The sequence below is a fragment of the Clostridium kluyveri genome (assembly GCF_001902295.1).
Classification (GTDB): Bacteria; Bacillota; Clostridia; order Clostridiales; family Clostridiaceae; genus Clostridium_B; species Clostridium_B kluyveri_B.
The window spans coordinates 3,295,880-3,314,593 of record NZ_CP018335.1; the positions used below are offsets into that span (position 1 = coordinate 3,295,880).

At 29.4% G+C, this 18,714-nt stretch carries 21 protein-coding genes; 7 read left to right on the top strand and 14 right to left on the bottom strand.

Annotated elements, in window-relative coordinates; translation table 11 throughout:
• Positions 1-77 precede the first annotated feature (77 nt).
• Positions 78-587: a flavin reductase gene (locus BS101_RS15870; protein WP_073539719.1), complete on the top strand. Its 510-nt coding sequence runs from the start codon at positions 78-80 to the stop codon at positions 585-587.
• Positions 588-1,115: 528 nt separating this feature from the next.
• Here BS101_RS15870 and BS101_RS15875 read toward each other — a convergent pair.
• The 3 genes from BS101_RS15875 to BS101_RS15890 form a co-directional block, all read right to left on the bottom strand.
• A complete protein-coding gene (locus tag BS101_RS15875; RefSeq protein WP_073539720.1) occupies positions 1,116-2,036 on the bottom strand; it encodes a GH25 family lysozyme in 921 nt (306 codons plus the stop codon).
• 734 nt (positions 2,037-2,770) lie between these two features.
• A complete protein-coding gene (locus tag BS101_RS15885; protein WP_073539722.1) occupies positions 2,771-3,358 on the bottom strand; it encodes a hypothetical protein in 588 nt (195 codons plus the stop codon).
• Positions 3,359-3,455: 97 nt separating this feature from the next.
• Complete coding sequence (locus BS101_RS15890; RefSeq protein ID WP_073539723.1) at positions 3,456-4,070, bottom strand: IDEAL domain-containing protein; 615 nt, start codon at positions 4,068-4,070, stop codon at positions 3,456-3,458.
• Positions 4,071-4,298: 228 nt separating this feature from the next.
• Between BS101_RS15890 and BS101_RS15895 the strand changes: the two genes are divergently transcribed.
• Complete coding sequence (locus BS101_RS15895) at positions 4,299-5,150, top strand: MBL fold metallo-hydrolase (protein WP_073539724.1); 852 nt, start codon at positions 4,299-4,301, stop codon at positions 5,148-5,150.
• Positions 5,151-5,221: 71 nt separating this feature from the next.
• On the opposite strand, the gene BS101_RS15900 is transcribed toward BS101_RS15895, so the two are convergent.
• From BS101_RS15900 to BS101_RS15930, 7 genes are all read right to left on the bottom strand, one after another.
• A complete protein-coding gene (locus BS101_RS15900; RefSeq protein ID WP_073539725.1) occupies positions 5,222-6,406 on the bottom strand; it encodes an SAM-dependent methyltransferase in 1,185 nt (394 codons plus the stop codon).
• Between the two features lie 309 nt (positions 6,407-6,715).
• Complete coding sequence (locus BS101_RS15905) at positions 6,716-8,053, bottom strand: hemolysin family protein (RefSeq protein WP_073539726.1); 1,338 nt, start codon at positions 8,051-8,053, stop codon at positions 6,716-6,718.
• Positions 8,054-8,431: 378 nt separating this feature from the next.
• The gene (locus tag BS101_RS15910; protein WP_073539727.1) at positions 8,432-9,436 is read right to left on the bottom strand and encodes a DUF3231 family protein; all 1,005 of its coding nucleotides are present in this window, start codon (positions 9,434-9,436) and stop codon (positions 8,432-8,434) included.
• A gap of 55 nt (positions 9,437-9,491) precedes the next feature.
• Positions 9,492-10,049 carry an AAA family ATPase gene (locus BS101_RS15915; RefSeq protein WP_073539728.1) on the bottom strand — a complete coding sequence of 186 codons (558 nt, stop codon included), beginning with the start codon at positions 10,047-10,049 and terminating at the stop codon, positions 9,492-9,494.
• Between the two features lie 125 nt (positions 10,050-10,174).
• Complete coding sequence (locus BS101_RS15920) at positions 10,175-10,300, bottom strand: PepSY domain-containing protein (protein ID WP_347472782.1); 126 nt, start codon at positions 10,298-10,300, stop codon at positions 10,175-10,177.
• A gap of 12 nt (positions 10,301-10,312) precedes the next feature.
• Positions 10,313-10,690, bottom strand: coding sequence for a hypothetical protein (locus BS101_RS15925; protein ID WP_073539729.1), 378 nt, complete (start codon positions 10,688-10,690; stop codon positions 10,313-10,315).
• 487 nt (positions 10,691-11,177) lie between these two features.
• Positions 11,178-11,363: an alpha/beta-type small acid-soluble spore protein gene (locus BS101_RS15930; protein ID WP_073539730.1), complete on the bottom strand. Its 186-nt coding sequence runs from the start codon at positions 11,361-11,363 to the stop codon at positions 11,178-11,180.
• Between the two features lie 170 nt (positions 11,364-11,533).
• On the opposite strand from BS101_RS15930, the gene BS101_RS15935 reads away from it, so the two are divergent.
• Together BS101_RS15935 and BS101_RS15940 are read left to right on the top strand one after the other, a co-directional pair.
• On the top strand, positions 11,534-11,716 hold the full coding sequence (locus BS101_RS15935) for an alpha/beta-type small acid-soluble spore protein (protein ID WP_073539731.1): 183 nt from the start codon (positions 11,534-11,536) through the stop codon (positions 11,714-11,716).
• Positions 11,717-12,027: 311 nt separating this feature from the next.
• Positions 12,028-12,363, top strand: coding sequence for a YnfA family protein (locus BS101_RS15940; protein ID WP_073539732.1), 336 nt, complete (start codon positions 12,028-12,030; stop codon positions 12,361-12,363).
• Between the two features lie 58 nt (positions 12,364-12,421).
• On the opposite strand, the gene BS101_RS15945 is transcribed toward BS101_RS15940, so the two are convergent.
• Together BS101_RS15945 and BS101_RS15950 are read right to left on the bottom strand one after the other, a co-directional pair.
• The gene (locus tag BS101_RS15945; RefSeq protein ID WP_073539733.1) at positions 12,422-13,507 is read right to left on the bottom strand and encodes a GerAB/ArcD/ProY family transporter; all 1,086 of its coding nucleotides are present in this window, start codon (positions 13,505-13,507) and stop codon (positions 12,422-12,424) included.
• Positions 13,508-13,511: 4 nt separating this feature from the next.
• Positions 13,512-14,981, bottom strand: coding sequence for a spore germination protein (locus BS101_RS15950; RefSeq protein ID WP_073539734.1), 1,470 nt, complete (start codon positions 14,979-14,981; stop codon positions 13,512-13,514).
• A gap of 187 nt (positions 14,982-15,168) precedes the next feature.
• Between BS101_RS15950 and BS101_RS15955 the strand changes: the two genes are divergently transcribed.
• From BS101_RS15955 to BS101_RS22885, 3 genes are all read left to right on the top strand, one after another.
• Positions 15,169-15,741, top strand: coding sequence for a TetR/AcrR family transcriptional regulator (locus BS101_RS15955; protein WP_073539735.1), 573 nt, complete (start codon positions 15,169-15,171; stop codon positions 15,739-15,741).
• An 87-nt stretch (positions 15,742-15,828) separates the two neighbouring features.
• The gene (locus tag BS101_RS15960; RefSeq protein WP_073539736.1) at positions 15,829-17,253 is read left to right on the top strand and encodes a DHA2 family efflux MFS transporter permease subunit; all 1,425 of its coding nucleotides are present in this window, start codon (positions 15,829-15,831) and stop codon (positions 17,251-17,253) included.
• A 51-nt stretch (positions 17,254-17,304) separates the two neighbouring features.
• Positions 17,305-17,472: a hypothetical protein gene (locus BS101_RS22885; protein ID WP_156876066.1), complete on the top strand. Its 168-nt coding sequence runs from the start codon at positions 17,305-17,307 to the stop codon at positions 17,470-17,472.
• A gap of 39 nt (positions 17,473-17,511) precedes the next feature.
• Here BS101_RS22885 and lepB read toward each other — a convergent pair whose 3' ends face one another.
• On the bottom strand, positions 17,512-18,042 hold the full coding sequence (lepB, locus tag BS101_RS15965) for a signal peptidase I (RefSeq protein ID WP_073539737.1): 531 nt from the start codon (positions 18,040-18,042) through the stop codon (positions 17,512-17,514).
• Between the two features lie 142 nt (positions 18,043-18,184).
• Positions 18,185-18,430 (bottom strand): hypothetical protein, encoded by a 246-nt coding sequence (locus BS101_RS15970; protein WP_073539738.1) that lies wholly within the window; start codon positions 18,428-18,430, stop codon positions 18,185-18,187.
• Positions 18,431-18,714 lie beyond the last annotated feature (284 nt).

The following is an 18,714-nucleotide window of genomic DNA, read 5'->3' on the forward strand; positions in this document are numbered from 1 at the left end:
TTTTATTAAGTTTTTAAGTTATAATATAAAACACATAATTTACAAATTAAAAAAATTATTTCAAAGGAGTATAATTTATGTCTAAATTTAATGAAATCAAACCTGAAGAACTAAATAAAAATGCATTTCAACTCATAGGCAAAGATTGGATGCTTATTACTGCCGGAAAAGATGATAAAGTAAATACTATGACTGCTGCTTGGGGAGGTTTCGGCGTTATGTTTGGTAAAAATGTAACCTATATTGTTATAAGACCCCAACGTTATACTAAGGAGTTTGTAGATAACTCAAGTACCTTTTCCCTATCCTTTTTAGATAATAGCTTCAGAAAACAATTAAATTATTTGGGTACTACCTCTGGTAGAGATGAAGATAAAATTTCAAATTCTAATTTAAGCATTGACCATGATAATGATACACCTTATATCAAAGAAGCAAACCTTGTAATTATATGTAGAAAATTATATGCTCAAGATTTCAGTTCTGAATATTTTATCCATACTGAATTAGATGAAAAACTCTATCCTAATAAAGATTATCATACTTTATATATCTCTGAAATAGAAAAAATTCTTATTGAAAAATAATTTTTTGTTCTACTTGCCACTGCAAATTGTTTAAATTTCCATGTATAATAAAAATAATTTTGCATATCCTACTTATGTAAAACTTTCCTCGTATTAAAAGTCTTTGTATTAATATTTTTATCTTTCGATTTGAATAATTAATTAAATGTGGGGGCAGTAGATCCCCCTATTTATTTTCAAACTTTAACATAAGTTTTTATACTTTAACTGAAAAATTGCATAAAAAAATGAGGCACTATAAAATTATAAGTGCCTTTTCTCCTTATTAAACAGTTAATGCTAAAAATACATATTGTTTATGAGAGATTGGAATTTTAATGAGCTTATTTATATGAATTATATTTTATATATTACTACCATTTGGTTAATAAATCAATATATTTTTTAATAAATTTATAAAAATATATTGATTTATTTAATAATAATTAAAATATATAATATTAACGAAAACCATCATAGTCCTACACACCTAAATCTTAGAATAATTTGCCTTAAAGTATAATTAGCTGGTTAAGAGTCTATTTTTACTTAGTTACTTAAAAATATATCCCAGGTCTGCAATTTTAAAATCCCATCTGTACTCCTGCCCCAGTTTTTCTGAAGTTCAGTTACAGCTTGAAAAGTTGCTTCATCATACAACATTTGGGTATAGGAATTTTCCTTTAGATAGCCATATTGTTCTAATTTCTGTTGAATCCATAAAACTGCATGAGACTTATGGCCTTTAATAATGATATCCTGAATCCCTTCCAATGCTGCCATAGTAGCCGGACCCACTATTCCATCTATAGTCAGCTTTGCATTATAGTCAATATTCAAGTTATATTGAAGTGCTTTAATTTGTTCTATAAGTGTACTTGATTTTACTGATTGATTTGTATCAAAGCTATTATAGAATGCTTCAGACATATAGTTTAAATCAAGGTATCCATTTATTCCCGATATTTCTCCTTTTTCTGTATACTGCCATATAGCATACTCTTTCCATAATACAATACTTGGACTGTTTACTTCATAATGAGCTATCCATAAAGGATATTTTGTTATATTACTATTTAAATGTGCTTTTATATAGCTTGGGTTACAATAAATAAGTGTAGGTGCAACAGTTGATATTATATCTAAAAAGGCCAGACATACTTCTGTTATATCCCCACTGACCTGCTGTTCAATATCCAAAACTACAAAATCAGGTTTGGCTCCCAAAACAATAGACTTAAAAAAATTTGCCTCCTCAATTGCTTTTGATTTGTTCTGAAATCTAGCAAAATGATATGCTCCAGCTACAAGTTCCAGGTCTTTAGCCTGTTCTATATTATAATTGTAATATTTATCTATAAAGGTACTTCCTTCAGTAGCTTTTGCAATTATAAAAGAATTACCCTGATTCTTTATTAAATTTATATTGACTAAGCCATTTAAATTACTGATATCTACCCCATTAATCATGAGAACTTCCCTCCTTATCTCTAATATATTAGTTATATCAATTTTTGACATCTTAATTCATGGAGCAGCATCTATTTTCTATATAAATATGTAATATTAATTTTATTACAAGTCATCTCATAAGATATCTTTATTATTCACAGCATAATAATTTAAATTCTTCACAATATATTTTTATTTTTATTCACAAATTTGATACCTTACTCATAGTATAGCATTGTAAATGAATTTGTGGAGGTACCTTATGAGCAATAGTGATTCTGACAAAAGTATCAATGAAGAAATTGAAGATTCCTATGACTTCGAAACTCCCATTTATTGTCCATACTGCTCAATGCCTTATATTAGATCAAATCAAGAAGAATATGCAACCCTAGATCCTTATGACGAAGACTTTAATGATAACTTTTACCCCTTATATAGGCAAAGAGGTCGTAGAAGAAGACGTAGGCGTAGAAGACATAGACGTGGGTTCCCTCTTTGGCCACTAATATTTTTCTACGACGATTGGTATTGGTAGTAAATAGTATTTTACATTTTATAAACATAGCTAGCTTAATCATTATAGAAAATAAGCACCTATTTTATCAGTGCTTATTTTCATTATATACATATATTGGTTTCACAACCTGAAAAATCAAGTCACATTCTCTTTTTCTATAAACACATCCATAGTTTCCACCATTATAGTTAAATTTCTCATATTTATCATTAAGTTATGTAATTGCAATTTATTAATTTATTGGAATAAGTTTATTATCTCCTAAATCCCACTCATATACTTTACCACTTTTCTTATTAACATAATACCATCCTGCTGTAGCAGAATGATCTTCCATACTGTCAAATACTTGTATAACATAATAAGTTTCGTTATTCCGTATATCTTCATGATCGAATGCAAATTTAGTATTTTCATTTTTACTTTTATAATATTTAGCTGTTAACTCCACTGCTTTTTCTTTAGTAATAGTATCTATCTCACTATTTAAATAACTACTGTCTTTATTTTCAGTATTTTTCTTATCTACATTATCTTCTTTTTTATCCTTAAGCTGGGCCTTTAGGGTTTCATCTAATTTTTCCCTAGCCTGTTTTATATTCTTTTTTATCTTATCATTATTTTTATACTTAAGAGCTTCCTCATAAGTATCCACAGCTTTTTTATATTCACCATTTTTCATGTAGCTGTCAGCTTTATCTAAAAGCTTATTATACATCCCATTATGATAATATCTATAACCTCCATAACCTATAGAACACAACAAAATAAATAAAACAATTATCCATATTTTCATATACTTTTTACTCAAAAATATCATCTTCCCCTAAGTATTGCATTTTACTAAAATATTATCAGATATAAAGTCTATTTACAATTATATTATCAAATAGTTCAAAATTAAAAAGTGTTAGATTTTACTTCAATCTAACACTTTTCAATTCTTTACAAAGTGAACTAAATAACTCTTTATTTTTATTATCTAAAGCCCCATCTATAAGAGTATATAAAATTTCAGTATAAAGTTTTTCTCTTTCCTTCTTCATTAAAGGATTTATTACATAATTCATATAATAAATAGATGGATTTCTCACATTATCTAAATACATATTCTTTAACATAGTTACATAAAATTCCAATTCCGATATTGATATACTGAAAAACAATCTAGTTGAATCTTTTTCTACAGATATTTTTATCATTTCTTTATTAAGAAAAGTTAATTCTATAGTATTAAAGTTTTCTGCTTGAAATTTTTCACTTTTGTTATTTGAAGTTTTAAAGTCTGTTAAAAACTTTATATAATTTAAAAAGTCTCTCTCCTCAAGTTCGAAATCATTCAATATGGTTTTAAAGCCACATCTCTTTTTAAAAGAAATTTTATATTTACTATGTCCATTTATGTTTCTTCTAGCTAAAATTAATATACTGTCTACAAATTTATCCATGGCTCTTTTAGGAACCAGTTTTATTCCATACTTAAATCCATCATGTTCCTTTGTATTAGAAACAATAAAATCGCTTATATCCATAAATTTATCCCCTTTTTAAGTAATATATATGTTTAAAATCATACTTTTCTATTATAAACGAAATAAGTCATTTTTTGCGATTATGCACAATATTAAAAAAGTTTAAAAAATACTCCATTAAAACTATAATATTTTACTCATGTGCTTATTTTATGTGCTTTTATATTATATAATTTACTTGTAAACTTTAAGTTAATAATATTTTAAATATAAGAAGAAGGTGGTATCTTGAGAATAATTACTTTAATAGAAAATTCTCTAGGGGACAATAAAAACTTAATATGTGAACATGGACTTTCATTTTTTATACAATCTTCAGCATTTAATATACTATTTGATACAGGTAAAAGTGAAAATTTTATAAAAAATGCCCACAGTATGAATATCGATCTGAATAAAACAAATTATATTATAATAAGTCATGCCCATTACGATCATGGTAATGGATTAAAAAGCTTTACCAAAAGTTTTACTATAAGACCTAAAATAATACTAAGCAAATATTTTTTCTCGAACGGAAAAAAATATTATTATAGTGAAAATAGTGCTAAAAATGATGAAAAACTTCAATACATAGGCGTAAATTTTGATGAAAAATTTTTAAAAGAAAATTCCTTTAAAGTACAGTATATAACTTTAGATAAAACGGAAATAGAAAAAGGTATTTATGTGTTTACAAATTTTAAATCCTACTATGATTTTGAAAAATCAAATCCTAATATGAAAGTAAAAACAAATAAAAGTTTTGAAACTGACACTTTTAAAGATGAGATATGTATAGGAATAGATACACCCAAAGGACTTTTAATACTTTTAGGCTGTTCCCATCCTGGAATATTAAATATGATAAAATCTATTGAATTTAAATCAAATAAAAATATATTTGGAATACTTGGAGGAACCCATTTAATGGAAGCCTCTGAGAATAGAATAGAAAAAACTATAGTGGAATTTAAAAAAATGAATATAAAAATACTAGGACCTTCTCATTGTACAGGTACTTCTGCATATTCACAATTAAAAAACTCCTGTGATAACTTTTTTGTAAATTCTACTGGTTCTTCTCTATCAATTCCTTAATCACTTATTAAACTTAATTTTACATTCCAATTTAAAAAATCAAGGTATTATGCCTTGATTTTTCAATATAATTAATCTTCATATAAATAATCTCTGGTCATATATATATCATTATTAAGTCCCTTTGTGAATAAGAACTGGTGTATATCCATTACACCATAATGAAAAGAAGCAGAACAAGCATTTAAATAAAGTCTCCACATCCTTATGAAAACATCATCTTTAATTTTCTTAACTTCCTCTAACTTATTTTCAAAATTTTCAGCCCAACATTTCAATGTCTTAAAGTAATGCAATCTTAAACTCTCTGCATCTATGAGGTGTAAATTGTTATCTGCCATTAAACTTACTAATTGTCTTATAGATGGTATATAACCTCCTGGAAATATGTATTTTTTAATCCACTGATTTACTTCTCCTTCTGTTTGTGCTGTAATACAGTGAAGAAGTGATATTCCTCCTTCTTTTAACATAGCCTTTACATCTTCCATATAAGAAGATAAATTCTGTCTCCCCACATGTTCAATCATTCCTACACTAACTATTCTGTCAAAGCTATATTTTTCTTTAACTAATTCTCTATAATCCACTAATTTCACTTGAACTTTTTCCTGCAAATTATTTTCTAGTATTTTCTTATTTGTCTTTTCAAATTGTTTTTTACTTAAAGTTATGCCTAATGCATTTACTCCATATTTTTGTGCAGCTGTAATAATTAAATTTCCCCAACCACAGCCTATATCTAAAAGCTTTTGACCTGGTTTCAATTGAAGTTTTTTTAATATATAATTTACCTTATTTATTTGAGCCTGGTAAAGTGAATCCTCTTCTTTCATAAAATATCCACAGGAATAAGTCATGGTTTCATCAAGCCAGAGACTATAAAAGTCATCACCTAAATCATAATGATATTGTACATCTTTTTTACTTCTTTTAATATTATTTGGAATCACTTTATAAAGTTTTGAAAATATTTCAGCTTTATGTAAAAAACTATCCTTATTCCTATATACCGATTCTATTATTTCTCTAATATTTCCCTCAAAATCAATTAGATTATTCATATAGGCTTCTCCTATTGCAAGGAAAGGATCCGTTAAAATATTTTTTTTAGAAATATGTCCATTTATATATATTTTAAATTTTGCTTTTCCATCTCCATATTTATCTTCCATACCATCCCAGTACTTTACTTCTACCGTATCTGAAAAAGCACTTTGCAAAAACTTCTTGAAAAATACTTTGTCTAATTCCATATTACCCCTCCTATTCTAAATATGAACGTGAAAATCAAGTGATTCTAAGGTTCAGGTGAGTTATTCTTATCTCCATCTGAACCTTAAAAGAACTTATCCAGGCGCGTTAGACCCGCTTATTTCCCGCTTTGAGGAATATGGGAACAGTATCTAATTTCGTCATTTGGATAAATCTCATATATTTATGATAAGTTATCTGAAAATTTATATCAATTTACAAAAACTCTTGAATTTGAAGAAAAATTAAATTATATTGTAAAAATACACCTATATACAACTTCTATCTTACACAGCCATAAAAATTTAATTTTATTCATCTAATGCCTGATTTTTTTTCTTATCAGATATGTATATCTTCAAGACTTCTATTCTTTTTTCATCTATCTTTTCTACTTTGAAAATTATATTTTCATACTCTACGGTATTCTCTTCACCTTCCTTTGGAATGCTTCCCAGAAGCTCCATTACAAAACCACCTATGGTATCTGAATTATCTGATTTTAATTCTAAATCTAAAAACTCATTTACCTCATATATAGATAGAAGTCCACTAACCAGATAGGTATTTTCATCCAGCTTACTTACATATTGTTCATTATCATCATATTCATCAAATATATTACCCATTACCTCCTCGATTAAATCCTCTATAGTTACAATACCTGAAAAGCCACCATATTCATCAATTAAGATTGCCATATGATTTTTAGTACTTTGAAGTTCCTTAAAAAGCACACCTATATTTTTATTTTCTGGCACAAAATAAGGTGTTCTAAGCAGAGGTTTTATATCTATATTATCTATAGAAATCTTCATAATTTCCACAAATAGGTCTTTAATATATAGTATACCTATTATATTATCTGTATCATCTTTATAGACGGGTATTCTAGAATATTTTTCTTCCATTATATCTTTAACACTACGAGAAAACACATTGTCTATATCTATGCCAAATACCTCTGTTCTTGGAGTCATCACTTCCTTAGCCACTTTATCATCAAATTCAAATATTCTTTCTATCATCTGTAATTCCGACTGATTAAAGATTCCATTTTCCTGTCCAAGTTCTATAATGGATCTTATTTCCTCTTCAGATATCTTATTTTCTACATTTTCTGTACTTAAATTAAATAATTTCATAATTAAATTGGTAGAACCTGAAAGCAATTTTACAAAAGGAATCATAATCTTGCTTATGAATAGAATAGGTCTTATAAATGCCATTGCTATTATTTCTGAATGCTGCAGGGCAATTCTTTTTGGAAATAATTCTCCAAGCACAAGGGTAATATAGGATAACAATATAGTTATGACAATTACAGCAACTTTACTGCTGTATGGAATACTTATCTTATCTAAATAAACTGCAAATCTTGTTGACAAAGTAGTAGCTGCATATGCACTGGCAAAAAATCCTGCAAGAGTTATACCCACTTGTATCGTTGCTAAAAAATTACTAGGATCATCCAATAGATTCAATATTATATGTGCTTTCTTATTTCCTTCCTCCGCCAGGTAGGAGACTCTTCTTTTATTTAAAGCAACTACTGCCATTTCCACCGCTGAAAAAAATGCATTAATCACTGTAAGTATTAATATTAAAATAAGTTCAAATACTATGTTATTCTGCCAGCTCATACCCATAAATAATGTATAACTCCCTTCATTTATTAAGGATACATTCTTCTCTTCTATTATGCCTGTTAAGCTGTAAGTTATTCTTATATACTATGTTTTAAAAAAGAAAAATTATTTCTATTAAAAAGAGCTCTGGATAAAAAATCCAAAACTCTTTATATTTATAATTCTTACTCTGAATCTTCTTCCTTACTAGCAATCCTACAAAGTACAAATATTACTACATAAATAAATATTATAGGTATAAGGATTATAGGCAAAATTATTAACACTTTGATTCACCTCGATTTTATACCTATATTGTTACTTATTAGAATAATCATTATATGTAGTATTTGTTACAATTTTAATATACCATACTAAAATCTACTATATTTTTTCATATCAAAGTTTCGCCAAATTTTCATGATTTATTGCTTGTGGAGGCTGTTCAAGCCACCCATTATTAATCATTATATCCATACCATCCTTAGAATGTTCCATAGACTCGTCTAGATATTTCCTGTAAGTAGCCTTCAAATCACTTCTCATTATGTTTGCTAGTGCTATACCTATGCTACTTATCTTTAACCTATACATTATAAGAATTTTATTTAACATAAGTTTATCTGAAAATGGTGAAATTGTTGAATCAGTTACATATGAATCTGAAGAACTTCCAATTGGAATACCTTCATCTATTAAGAATGAATTAAGTCCATCATTTTGTTTATTTGCAAGAGTTATAACTCTTGATATATAATCAAAGACCTCTTTATTTTTACATACTTGACCAAAACCAATTATTAAAGCCTTTCTTATCACCGTATCATTCGTAATAGAAACAATGTCTGTTATTTCATCTGTAAGTAAATCTCTCTTTTTCCCAAGCATATCTAAAATAAAACTTTTACTTTTTATATATTGAACTTTTTTAGATACTTCTACCTGAGGTGCTTTAATAAAAATACCCTTTGACAAGCCCAGTTCTGCCGTTCTGTTATAAACATCGGTACTTTCTTCAATGCATTTTGAAAAGTACTCTCTAATATCAGAACGTGTTACACGACTTAAAATTACACTATAACTACGTACTGATGCTCTTGCCTCATATGCTGCATACTGCAGATAGAGAATGTCAGTAAATAACCGTGGAGCATTTACATCAACATCGCTATCTGTAAAAGCTTCTGGTAAAGGGAGTTTTTCTTGGTTAAATAAATTAGTTAATATTTTGATACGCCTATTAGATAAGCTCAAGATATGTTGTAAAATATAACCGATTTCATTGTCATCTACTCTGCTAGAAAAATATTCAATTATATGTGCAACTAGACTCTCACCTATATAAGAGTTCCAAATAGCTGATATTTCTGATGAAACTAATGGCGTTTTTGCGGTGCTTCCCATTCATATGACCTCCAAATATAAAAATAACTGTCAAAGTTAATATTCCCAAATATTCTTATTCAATACTAAATATCTCTCCCCCAATAATACTTTTTACATCTTCTAAAATTTCTTCAACTTTCCTATTAGAATCTACTACATAATCACATTGAATTATTTTAAAAACTTCTTTATCATTTTTCAATCTATCCCTTACAGTTTCAGGATCTCTTTCTTTTAACATTCTTAACAACCTTACTTCTCTGTCACATTTTAAATATATAACTACAGTTTCAGCATCCGTTACCTTTTCTTTTAAATATTTGACTCCAGATGGGTCTATTACATAAACGCTTATTCCTTTCCCCTGATATTGTTCTTTAGTAGCCCAATAATGATTTCCGTTAAAAAAAGTATAAGCTATTACATCACTTATCAATTCATTTTTGGAAATAGCCTCATTGATATATGATATATTGGCATCTCCAATAAATATATGCCCTTTTTCACCTTCAAAACGCGGCTTTCTGGTTGTATAAGATTGTATATAGTTATATTCTTCCTTTTCAAGCAGCTCTGCTATAGTAGATTTACCACTTCCACTTTCCCCAACTAAACAAACTATTTTATCCAATCTTTACACCTCCTATCTTTATTTCTCGTTTGCTCTTCTCTGTCTCCACATGTATATATTATCATTACCTGTCTTATACGCTTGTTTTATAGATGAAAAAAGAGCTCTGCATAGAGCTCTGAAATTTAATCATCCTGTCTATCTACTTCAAGTATTTCTCCAGTATTAGCATCTACTGTAACTTCATATGTCATTCCATTAGTAGTTCTAATGTGAATCTCATAAACCAAGAAACCATCCTCCATGTCCATTTCGACTCTTTGCTACATCTTATTTATTTTATGAAACAGCTCCTTACTTATCAAAACTACATTTTGAACTAATTCCTCTCCTATATCTACTATTTGGTATACTTCTATATACTTGCCAGACTTAAAAAAAGCTGTTATCATCATGTTTCCGTCTTCCATGTTCTCATATTCCACATAAATCATTTTCTTATTTGTAAGAGTCAATATCTCGTTTAATTTTTGCTCCAACCTTTCTTTAGGCCTAATGTTCTTATTATATTCAACTATTGGTTTAAAATGATTTACAGTACATTTCGTACTGTTCATATCCATAATTTCAGTGCAATCATTACAAGGATATTTTCCTCCGTCTAAATCTTTAAATATACATTTTCTACACCTTGTACTCATATAGTCACCCCCATTAAAGTTATGCTATAGGGTAAATTTTAGCATAAAAGCTGCATGGATATAGGGGTTTCAGTGAATTACATTGATTTACACGTTATGTATTAATATAGATGTTTTGTATTAAATAGTCTTTACAAGATTATTGAATTACATATAATTATCAAGTGATTCTTAGGTTCAGGTGGAGTTTGCTTGTAAGGAATGCCTTTCTCCATCTGAACTTTAGAAGAACTTATCCAGGGGCTTAGCAGTGTTTATCCCTTTAAAAAAGATGGGGGTGTTAGCAATGGTAGCCTTCGGATAAAAAGAGTATGGTTGTATGGATAATATTCCTATGTTTTAAGAACATATCTAAATTAATATTTCTCCAAAAAAGAAAAAATCCCTTTTCTTTAAAACAAAAGATTTAATAATTATTTAATGTAATTCTATACAATAACAACATAAAGCCTGCACCCTAATCAAAGTGCAGACTTCTATAATATCGCTATTTCAGGCTTTGCTCGTAAGCTTTAACCATATTTCCGCCCACTGTTCCAGCTTCTCCGGCAGTTAAATCTCCATTGTAGCTATCCTTTAAGTTTACTCCAGCCTCTCTAGCCGACTCCATCTTAAACTTATATAGAGCTGCTCTAGCCTCTGATACTACTAAATTATTATTGTTACGTGCCATAATAACACCTCTCTCACATAGCAATATTTAATGCTATATTTAAAGTTTGTGCATTTCTATAAAAAATATCCTGAGTAAGTTTTATATGAAAAACAAATCCATACCCCTTCATATACCTTGTATATAATTATTTTAAATACACAAAATAATTAAAAAGGAGATGATTTTTTTTGTCCAGAAGAAATAGAATATTAGTACCAGAAGCCCGACAAGGCCTTGAAAAATTAAAAATTGAATCTGCAGAAGAATTAGCCAAATATAATAAAAATCATGATTCTAAAGAACAAGTTTTTTCTATAGGTGGTCAGATGGTTAAAAAAATGGTTGAAAGCTATGAGAAAAAATTAAAATAGACTATTTGTATCACACAAGACTGGTTCTTGTGTGATTTTCAACTTTGATATCTTATTCTTCATACTTTGCCATTTAATTTTCACATTTCTTAATAACACTCCTGCTGAATTTTCGTATCCTTATTTGAAACTAGAATACCTTGTCAAATTCTTTTTACTGTGCTTAATAAAAAATATTTTATTTTTGACAATTAAATGCTATTATAATTTTAAAGAAATGTTTTATGTCACCTTTTAATTAAAGAATGCAGCTTTTTTCATGAATGATGAATTTAACACGTCCTTATTGAAAAATAAAGGAGGAATTATTTATAGAAATATTTAAATCAATATTTTATTTTGTATTAACAGGTGTATTTGAAATAGGGGGAGGATATTTTATATGGTTATGGTTAAGAAATGGTAAAAGTATATGGTATGGTTTAGCTGGAGCCATATTCTTAGTGGTTTATGGAGTAATACCAACGTTACAACCCCCAAGTGCTAGTTTTGGACGAGTATATGCAGCATACGGAGGAATATTTATTGTTCTTTCAATCCTATGGGGATGGCAAATAGATAACGTTATTCCAGATAAGTTTGACCTAATAGGAGGAGCTATTGCACTTATTGGTGTTTTAGTAATCATGTATTATCCTAGAGGATAGAAGGTGATTTCAGTCATTCTTTCCCCCAAAATATGAATTAAGAAAATCTTAGGCCTTTTTATAAAGAATCACCCTTTTTAAAATGAATTAAAATTGCTACCGCAGAAATATATGTTAATGTAAATATTACATAAATAACAGTTAGTTTATACGTATACTCTATTCTTTTTGTTGGGCTTTCATATAACATAGTTATAGCAATAATTACAGGATATAGAATCAAAACAAATGCCTCGGCAGGTACCTTTTTCACTAATTGATTTAAACCGTAAGAAACTGCAAAATAGTAGGTAGCTAGGCATTTAAATTCTACCAGGGACCATAAAGATATAAATACAAACCTAAAACTATTTATAATAGGGATATGTACACTATCGACTAATGTCAAGATAGGCCATAAATACTTTGGAGGAGTTTCAATGCCTAAGTAATAAACAGTTGCAAAAATAGCCCATGTATAAATAAATCCTATAATAGCAGTAGCCCATATACCACATTTTAATAATTTTTTGTTATCCTGTAAAAAAGGACAAATAAGAAATATAATTTCCATACCAGACATCGAAAAAATAGTTTCTTTTGAACCTTTTAGTATATTAGTTAATCCTGAACCAAATACAGGCATCAGATTCGAAAAACTTCCATATGCAAAAACAGCTACAGGAAGAATAATTAATCCCACAGTCAAATGAAAACCTACTTCAGCTAATCTTCCCAAAGGCTTTATACCCTTATAGGCAATGTAGGCTATAGGAATTAAAGTAGTCAAAATAATCTGATAGGATTTAAGGAAAGGAGTTGAATATACCTTAAATAGATTGACGTATCCGGAAAACGATGATGTCAACACAAATAAAAAGAAAGATATAAAAACAATATTTAAAATAGTTCCCAAGAAGTTTCCAAAACATTTTTTACTCAATGTCAGTATATTATCTTTGGGAAACTTTTTACACGAATAATTTGCTATAATAACTACATATAAAGGATATATTATTCCTAGTATGCAGCTAATCCAGCTGTCCTGTTTTGCAATTTTTATAACATTGCTAGGTAAATGCATAAGTTCAATACCTATAATGGCTGATTTTAGTACAAATATAAATTGACTTGGGGTTAAGAAAGTATTCTGAGTTTTATTCATTTTTCTACCCCCTAAAATCACTTTGTCGTGTGGGATCATTATGTGGGATAGCTTCAGGTCTTTTATTCATCTTCCATATAGGTGACCTTATAAATATATCTTTCATATCACTTTTATGAAAAGCAAAATAGGGAACTCCGAAATTTTCCATAGAACATAGATAAGCTAATATAGAAAACCATCCTATGACTATTCCAAGAACTCCAAGCCAATTTGCAAGTATTAACATAGGGTAAGATAAAGCCCTTATTGCAACAGACATCTGGTAATTAGATATTACAAAAGAAGCAACAGTAGTAATTCCTGCAATGAGCAAAGTAGTTGGACTTACGATTTTTGCCTCAAGAGCAGCATCACCAATTATAATACCTCCTACCATACTAACAGTCTGCCCTATTTTACCTGGCAATCTCTGTCCTCCTTCCCGTAAAAATTCTATTGTTAATTGCATAATTAATAAAGACATAAATGGAGTTAATACTATACCCTGTGCAGATAATATAAGAGATTGAATATATTCACCGGGTATGAGTTCAGGATTAAATTTAACGAAGGTTATATAAGTTGCAGGAAAACTTATTACTATAAAAACAGCTATAAATCTTAACACTCTTGTAAACCATGCCTGCAGAGTTCTGCCATAATAATCTTCTACAGTTTGAAAAAACTCTATGAATATAGAAGGATAGGTTGTAACATAAGGTGTACCTGATAGCAAAAAAGCTATTTTACCTTCCATTAAAGCTGCCTCTATTACATCTGGCCTCTCCGATCCAATAGTCTGTGGAAAAATACTATAAGGGTGTTCTTCTATATACTGCTCAATAGAACTATTTGCCTGAATAGAATCTATATCTATAGTCTTTATTTTATCCTTTATTATTTGTAAAAACTGTTTATCAACTATATCATCTATATACATAATTACAAGATCTGCCTGTGACCTTCTTCCCAATACAAATTTCTGGGTTGCTAAACTTCTATCCTTTATTCTTCTCCGCAATATACTTATATTTGTATCTAAATTTTCTACAAAACCTTCCCTTGGTCCCCTCAAGGAAGTATCATTTTCTGGTTCATCTATAGACCTATAGGTTCCACCGGCAGTATTTATTACGATAAAATTACAAGAACCTTGAATTAATAATATAGTTTTCCCTCTTTTAATGTCATCTACAGCTTTATTTACATCTGTTTCAACATAAGTATCGCTAACTGCAATATACTTTTTGTGTATGTAGTCTTCTATATTTTCCATGTTCCCAAAGTCCTCATTAACATTTAGCATCAATGACTTCAGTATATCTCTGTCTATTATATTTTTATCAGTCAATCCATTCACATAAACAATTGCAGCCTCTAAAAAATTTTTATTTCCAATAAGTACTTCTCTTATTACTAATTCAGTTTGTTTTCCCATCATATTTTTTATGTTCTCGATGGTATTATCCATATCATATCTTTTACACGACATTTCTATTCACTCCTATTTATACTAATACTTATAATTTCCAGCATTCATCGAAAATATTTATTTAATTTATATACATCAAAAATATTTACATCTATTTTACTATAAAGCATGATAAATATTTACTTGACTTAATACTTGAATATATGTAGACTGGTTAATATAATAAATAGGAAAGGAAGCTTACTTAATGAATAATAAAACCGATTCACGAGAAAAAATAATTAAAGCAGCTTCAAAACTTTTTCAAATTAAAGGATTTAATGCTACAGGCTTAAATGAAATATTAAAAGAAAGCAAATCGCCTAAAGGCTCTCTTTATTACTATTTTCCAGATGGTAAAGAACAATTAGCATTAGAAGCAATTAACCTGGCAAGCAAATCTATAACAGAAAGAGTGGAAACTACTCTGAATAAATATTCAGATCCCATTAAAGCCATAAAATATATAATAAATAATATAATAAATGATTTAGAAGAAAAAAATAAGCTTCAAGATATTTCTGTAAGTTTAATAGCTTTAGAGACATATTCCTCAAATGAACATTTGAGAGAAGCTTGTAAAAGTGTGTTTACATCACTAAGTTATGTGTATACTAAGAAATTGGTTCAAAATGGATTTTCAAAACAAAAAGCTGAAGAATTAAGTATGGCTATTGAGATAATGATTGAAGGAGCTATTACTATCTCTGTTACAAGAAAAGATACTATTCCACTTTTAACAATTAGTAATATTATAGATGTTTTGTTGAATCAAAATTAATATATTTCCAATTAATTTCTGATTTTAATATATAGACTGGTCTAAATATAACAATGTACTAAAATATTAAGGAGGTAATTTAATATTATGATACAAAAACAGATATTTTCGAAGGCCAGAGTAGATGTAAAACATCCCTATCTGGTTATGTTAGGATTATATTTAGGTACATTTAGTGGTTTGTTCAGTGAAACATCCCTAAATATTGCACTTCCACAATTGATGGATACTTTTCATATCAGCGCGGGAATTGCCCAATGGCTGGTGGTTGGTTATATGCTTGTAATTGGAATCGTTCTGCCCTTTACCAGTTTACTGATGAAATGTTTTCCTATAAGAAAACTAACAGTTTTTGCTTTAGGAGCATTTATAGTTGGTTCCCTCATCAGCGGTTTTGCACCTGATTTTAGACTTCTTCTGGCCGGCCGTATGATTCAGGGAATTGGTACGGGAATGGTTCTTCCAATGATGTTTTCAGTGATTTTGGAGGTTTTTCCTCCAAATAAAATTGGTTCTGCTATGGGAGTAGCCTCTTTGGTGTGTATGTTTGCACCAGCAATTGGACCAACTCTTTCCGGAATCTTATTAGGAATGTTTTCTTGGCGCTGGATTTTCTTTTCCTTTGTTATTATATTAGCAGTTGCTATGATTTTTGCAGTAATCTATATGGTGAATCCTTATAAGCTAACCAAACCGAAAATTGACGGAATATCCTGCTTGACTTCTGTTATTGGTTTTGGGGGTATAGTGCTTGGCGTTAGTCTAGTCAGTGAATTTGGATTCTCTGCTCCAGTCATTCTGGCACTAATAATCGGTATCATTGCCATTATACTTTACTCAAAAAGGCAAATTCAGATGGAAACTCCAGTTCTTGATTTAAAAGCGTTGATGGTTCCAAGCTTCCGAACTGGATCAATGCTGGTAATGGTAAATTTCAGTATTGTATTATCGGCTATGTATTTGCTGCCGCAGTATATTCAGAAAGGGCTGTCGATTCCAGTAGCTGCGGCCGGTTTGGCTTTGCTTCCAGGAGGGCTGATCAATGCTTTTGTTTCCTATCTTTCCGGGCAACTTTATGACAAATTCGGAGCGAAATATCTTGTCAAAATTGGATTTTTTGTTTCCATTGTAGGCACAATTCTGTTGCTCTTTACATCATCCAACAGTTCTGCTTCTTACATAATTTTTTGCCATATTATTTTAATGATTGGTATTCCACTGGCAATGGCGCCGTCCCAGACCAGCGGACTGAATGCACTTCCGGAGAATTTGTCAAGGGATGGAAGTACCATTATAAATACAATACAGCAGATAGTCGGTGCTATCAGTACTGCAATTGCCACGTGCTTGCTTGGTATAGGGCAAACTTCGTATTTCTCCAATGGTGGTAAAAACGAATCAGAAGCATTTGTGAATGGTTCTCATTACGGATTTTATTTTGCTCTGGTGCTTTCTATAATTGGATTTCTTATTTCTTTTAGAATCAAAGATACAAAAACGGAAAAACCATAGTCTTTAAGTTCTTTGGATCGGATATAATTAAAATAAAAAGGGGATGGTTGCATGGATGATAGTCCTATGTTTGAAGAGGAGTTATCTAGCAGGATATATGATATAGCATTTCAAGAAATGGAGAAAAATTTTAGAGAACCTGGAGTGTACATGTCATTATTAAACACCTTTGGTAAAGAAAAAGCAGACTGGTCTTTGGATATGTGGGAAAGAATTTGAGAGCATTAAGCTCTCTTTTTTTATGATTTATCATTTAAGCTAAAATGTGCTAATATTTTCAAAAGGATATACCCTTAAAATTACATGCCCCTTTACATCTTTTATATTTATCAAACCAAGCATCCTGCTATCAGTACTATTCCCTCTATTATCTCCTAGCACAAAAATATATCCTTTAGGCACAACATATTCTGTAGTAGAAGAATTGGCTTTAGTAATAGTACCCTGTGGAAGATAACTTTCCGTAAGTATTTGCCCGTTTAAATAGACTTTTCCATCTTTTATATTAATTTTATCACCAGCTATGCCTATTACCCGTTTTATATAGATATCATTATTTTCATTATTAGAATCAAAAATAATAATTTCCCCTCTATTTATATTTCCTATTTTCGTGCTAATCTTCTCTACGAATATCACATCTTTATTATTAAACGTGGGTTGCATAGATGGCCCTGTCACAGTTACTCTGGCAAAAACATAGTTATGAAATAAAAATGCAAATCCAACAACTAATAAAATGATTAACACGTATTTTTTCATCATATTAAATATTGTTCTATTATGCAATTGTTATCCTCCTCTTTTCTTTAATAAATTGTGCTAGTAACTCTTATAATAAGATTTCTCCACAGAATTCTATATACCTGTTAATTTTATAAAATAAGCCTACCGAGAAAATCCCAATAGGCTTATTCATATTACAATACTGCTATCTTCTAGCATTTGATGCTGAATGCACTACTTTTGATGCTGGTTTAGTATTTGATGCCTTAACTTTATGCTTGTTTACTACCTTCTTTACTGGTTTTGCAGGTGTTTTATATTTGGACTTACAAACCACCGCAGGTTTATTGCTGGCAGAATGTGCACTAACGGTTGTTCCAATTCCTGTATTGATTAACAATGGTGCTGCAAGCATTACAGCTGAAATTATTTTATACTTCATTTTTAACATTTTCATTACCTCCTGAATTTAAAATATTTATTGCAGCTGCTATACTTAATATTCTAGTTATCCTTTATGACGATTTAATGCAGCACCCATGTTATTCCAGTGGTATATTAATGTTTTTCTGTGTGAAATATTAAGAGATATTGAATATTTCTTGAACTATCATTATACTGTCGCTTCAATAGGCTTCAAAGCTTCCATGTTTCCCACACTTCAAGTATGAGCATTTGCATTTTCCCAACTACCTTTATAAGATTTTCTTTCAGTATTTATCTTATCTTCACTTT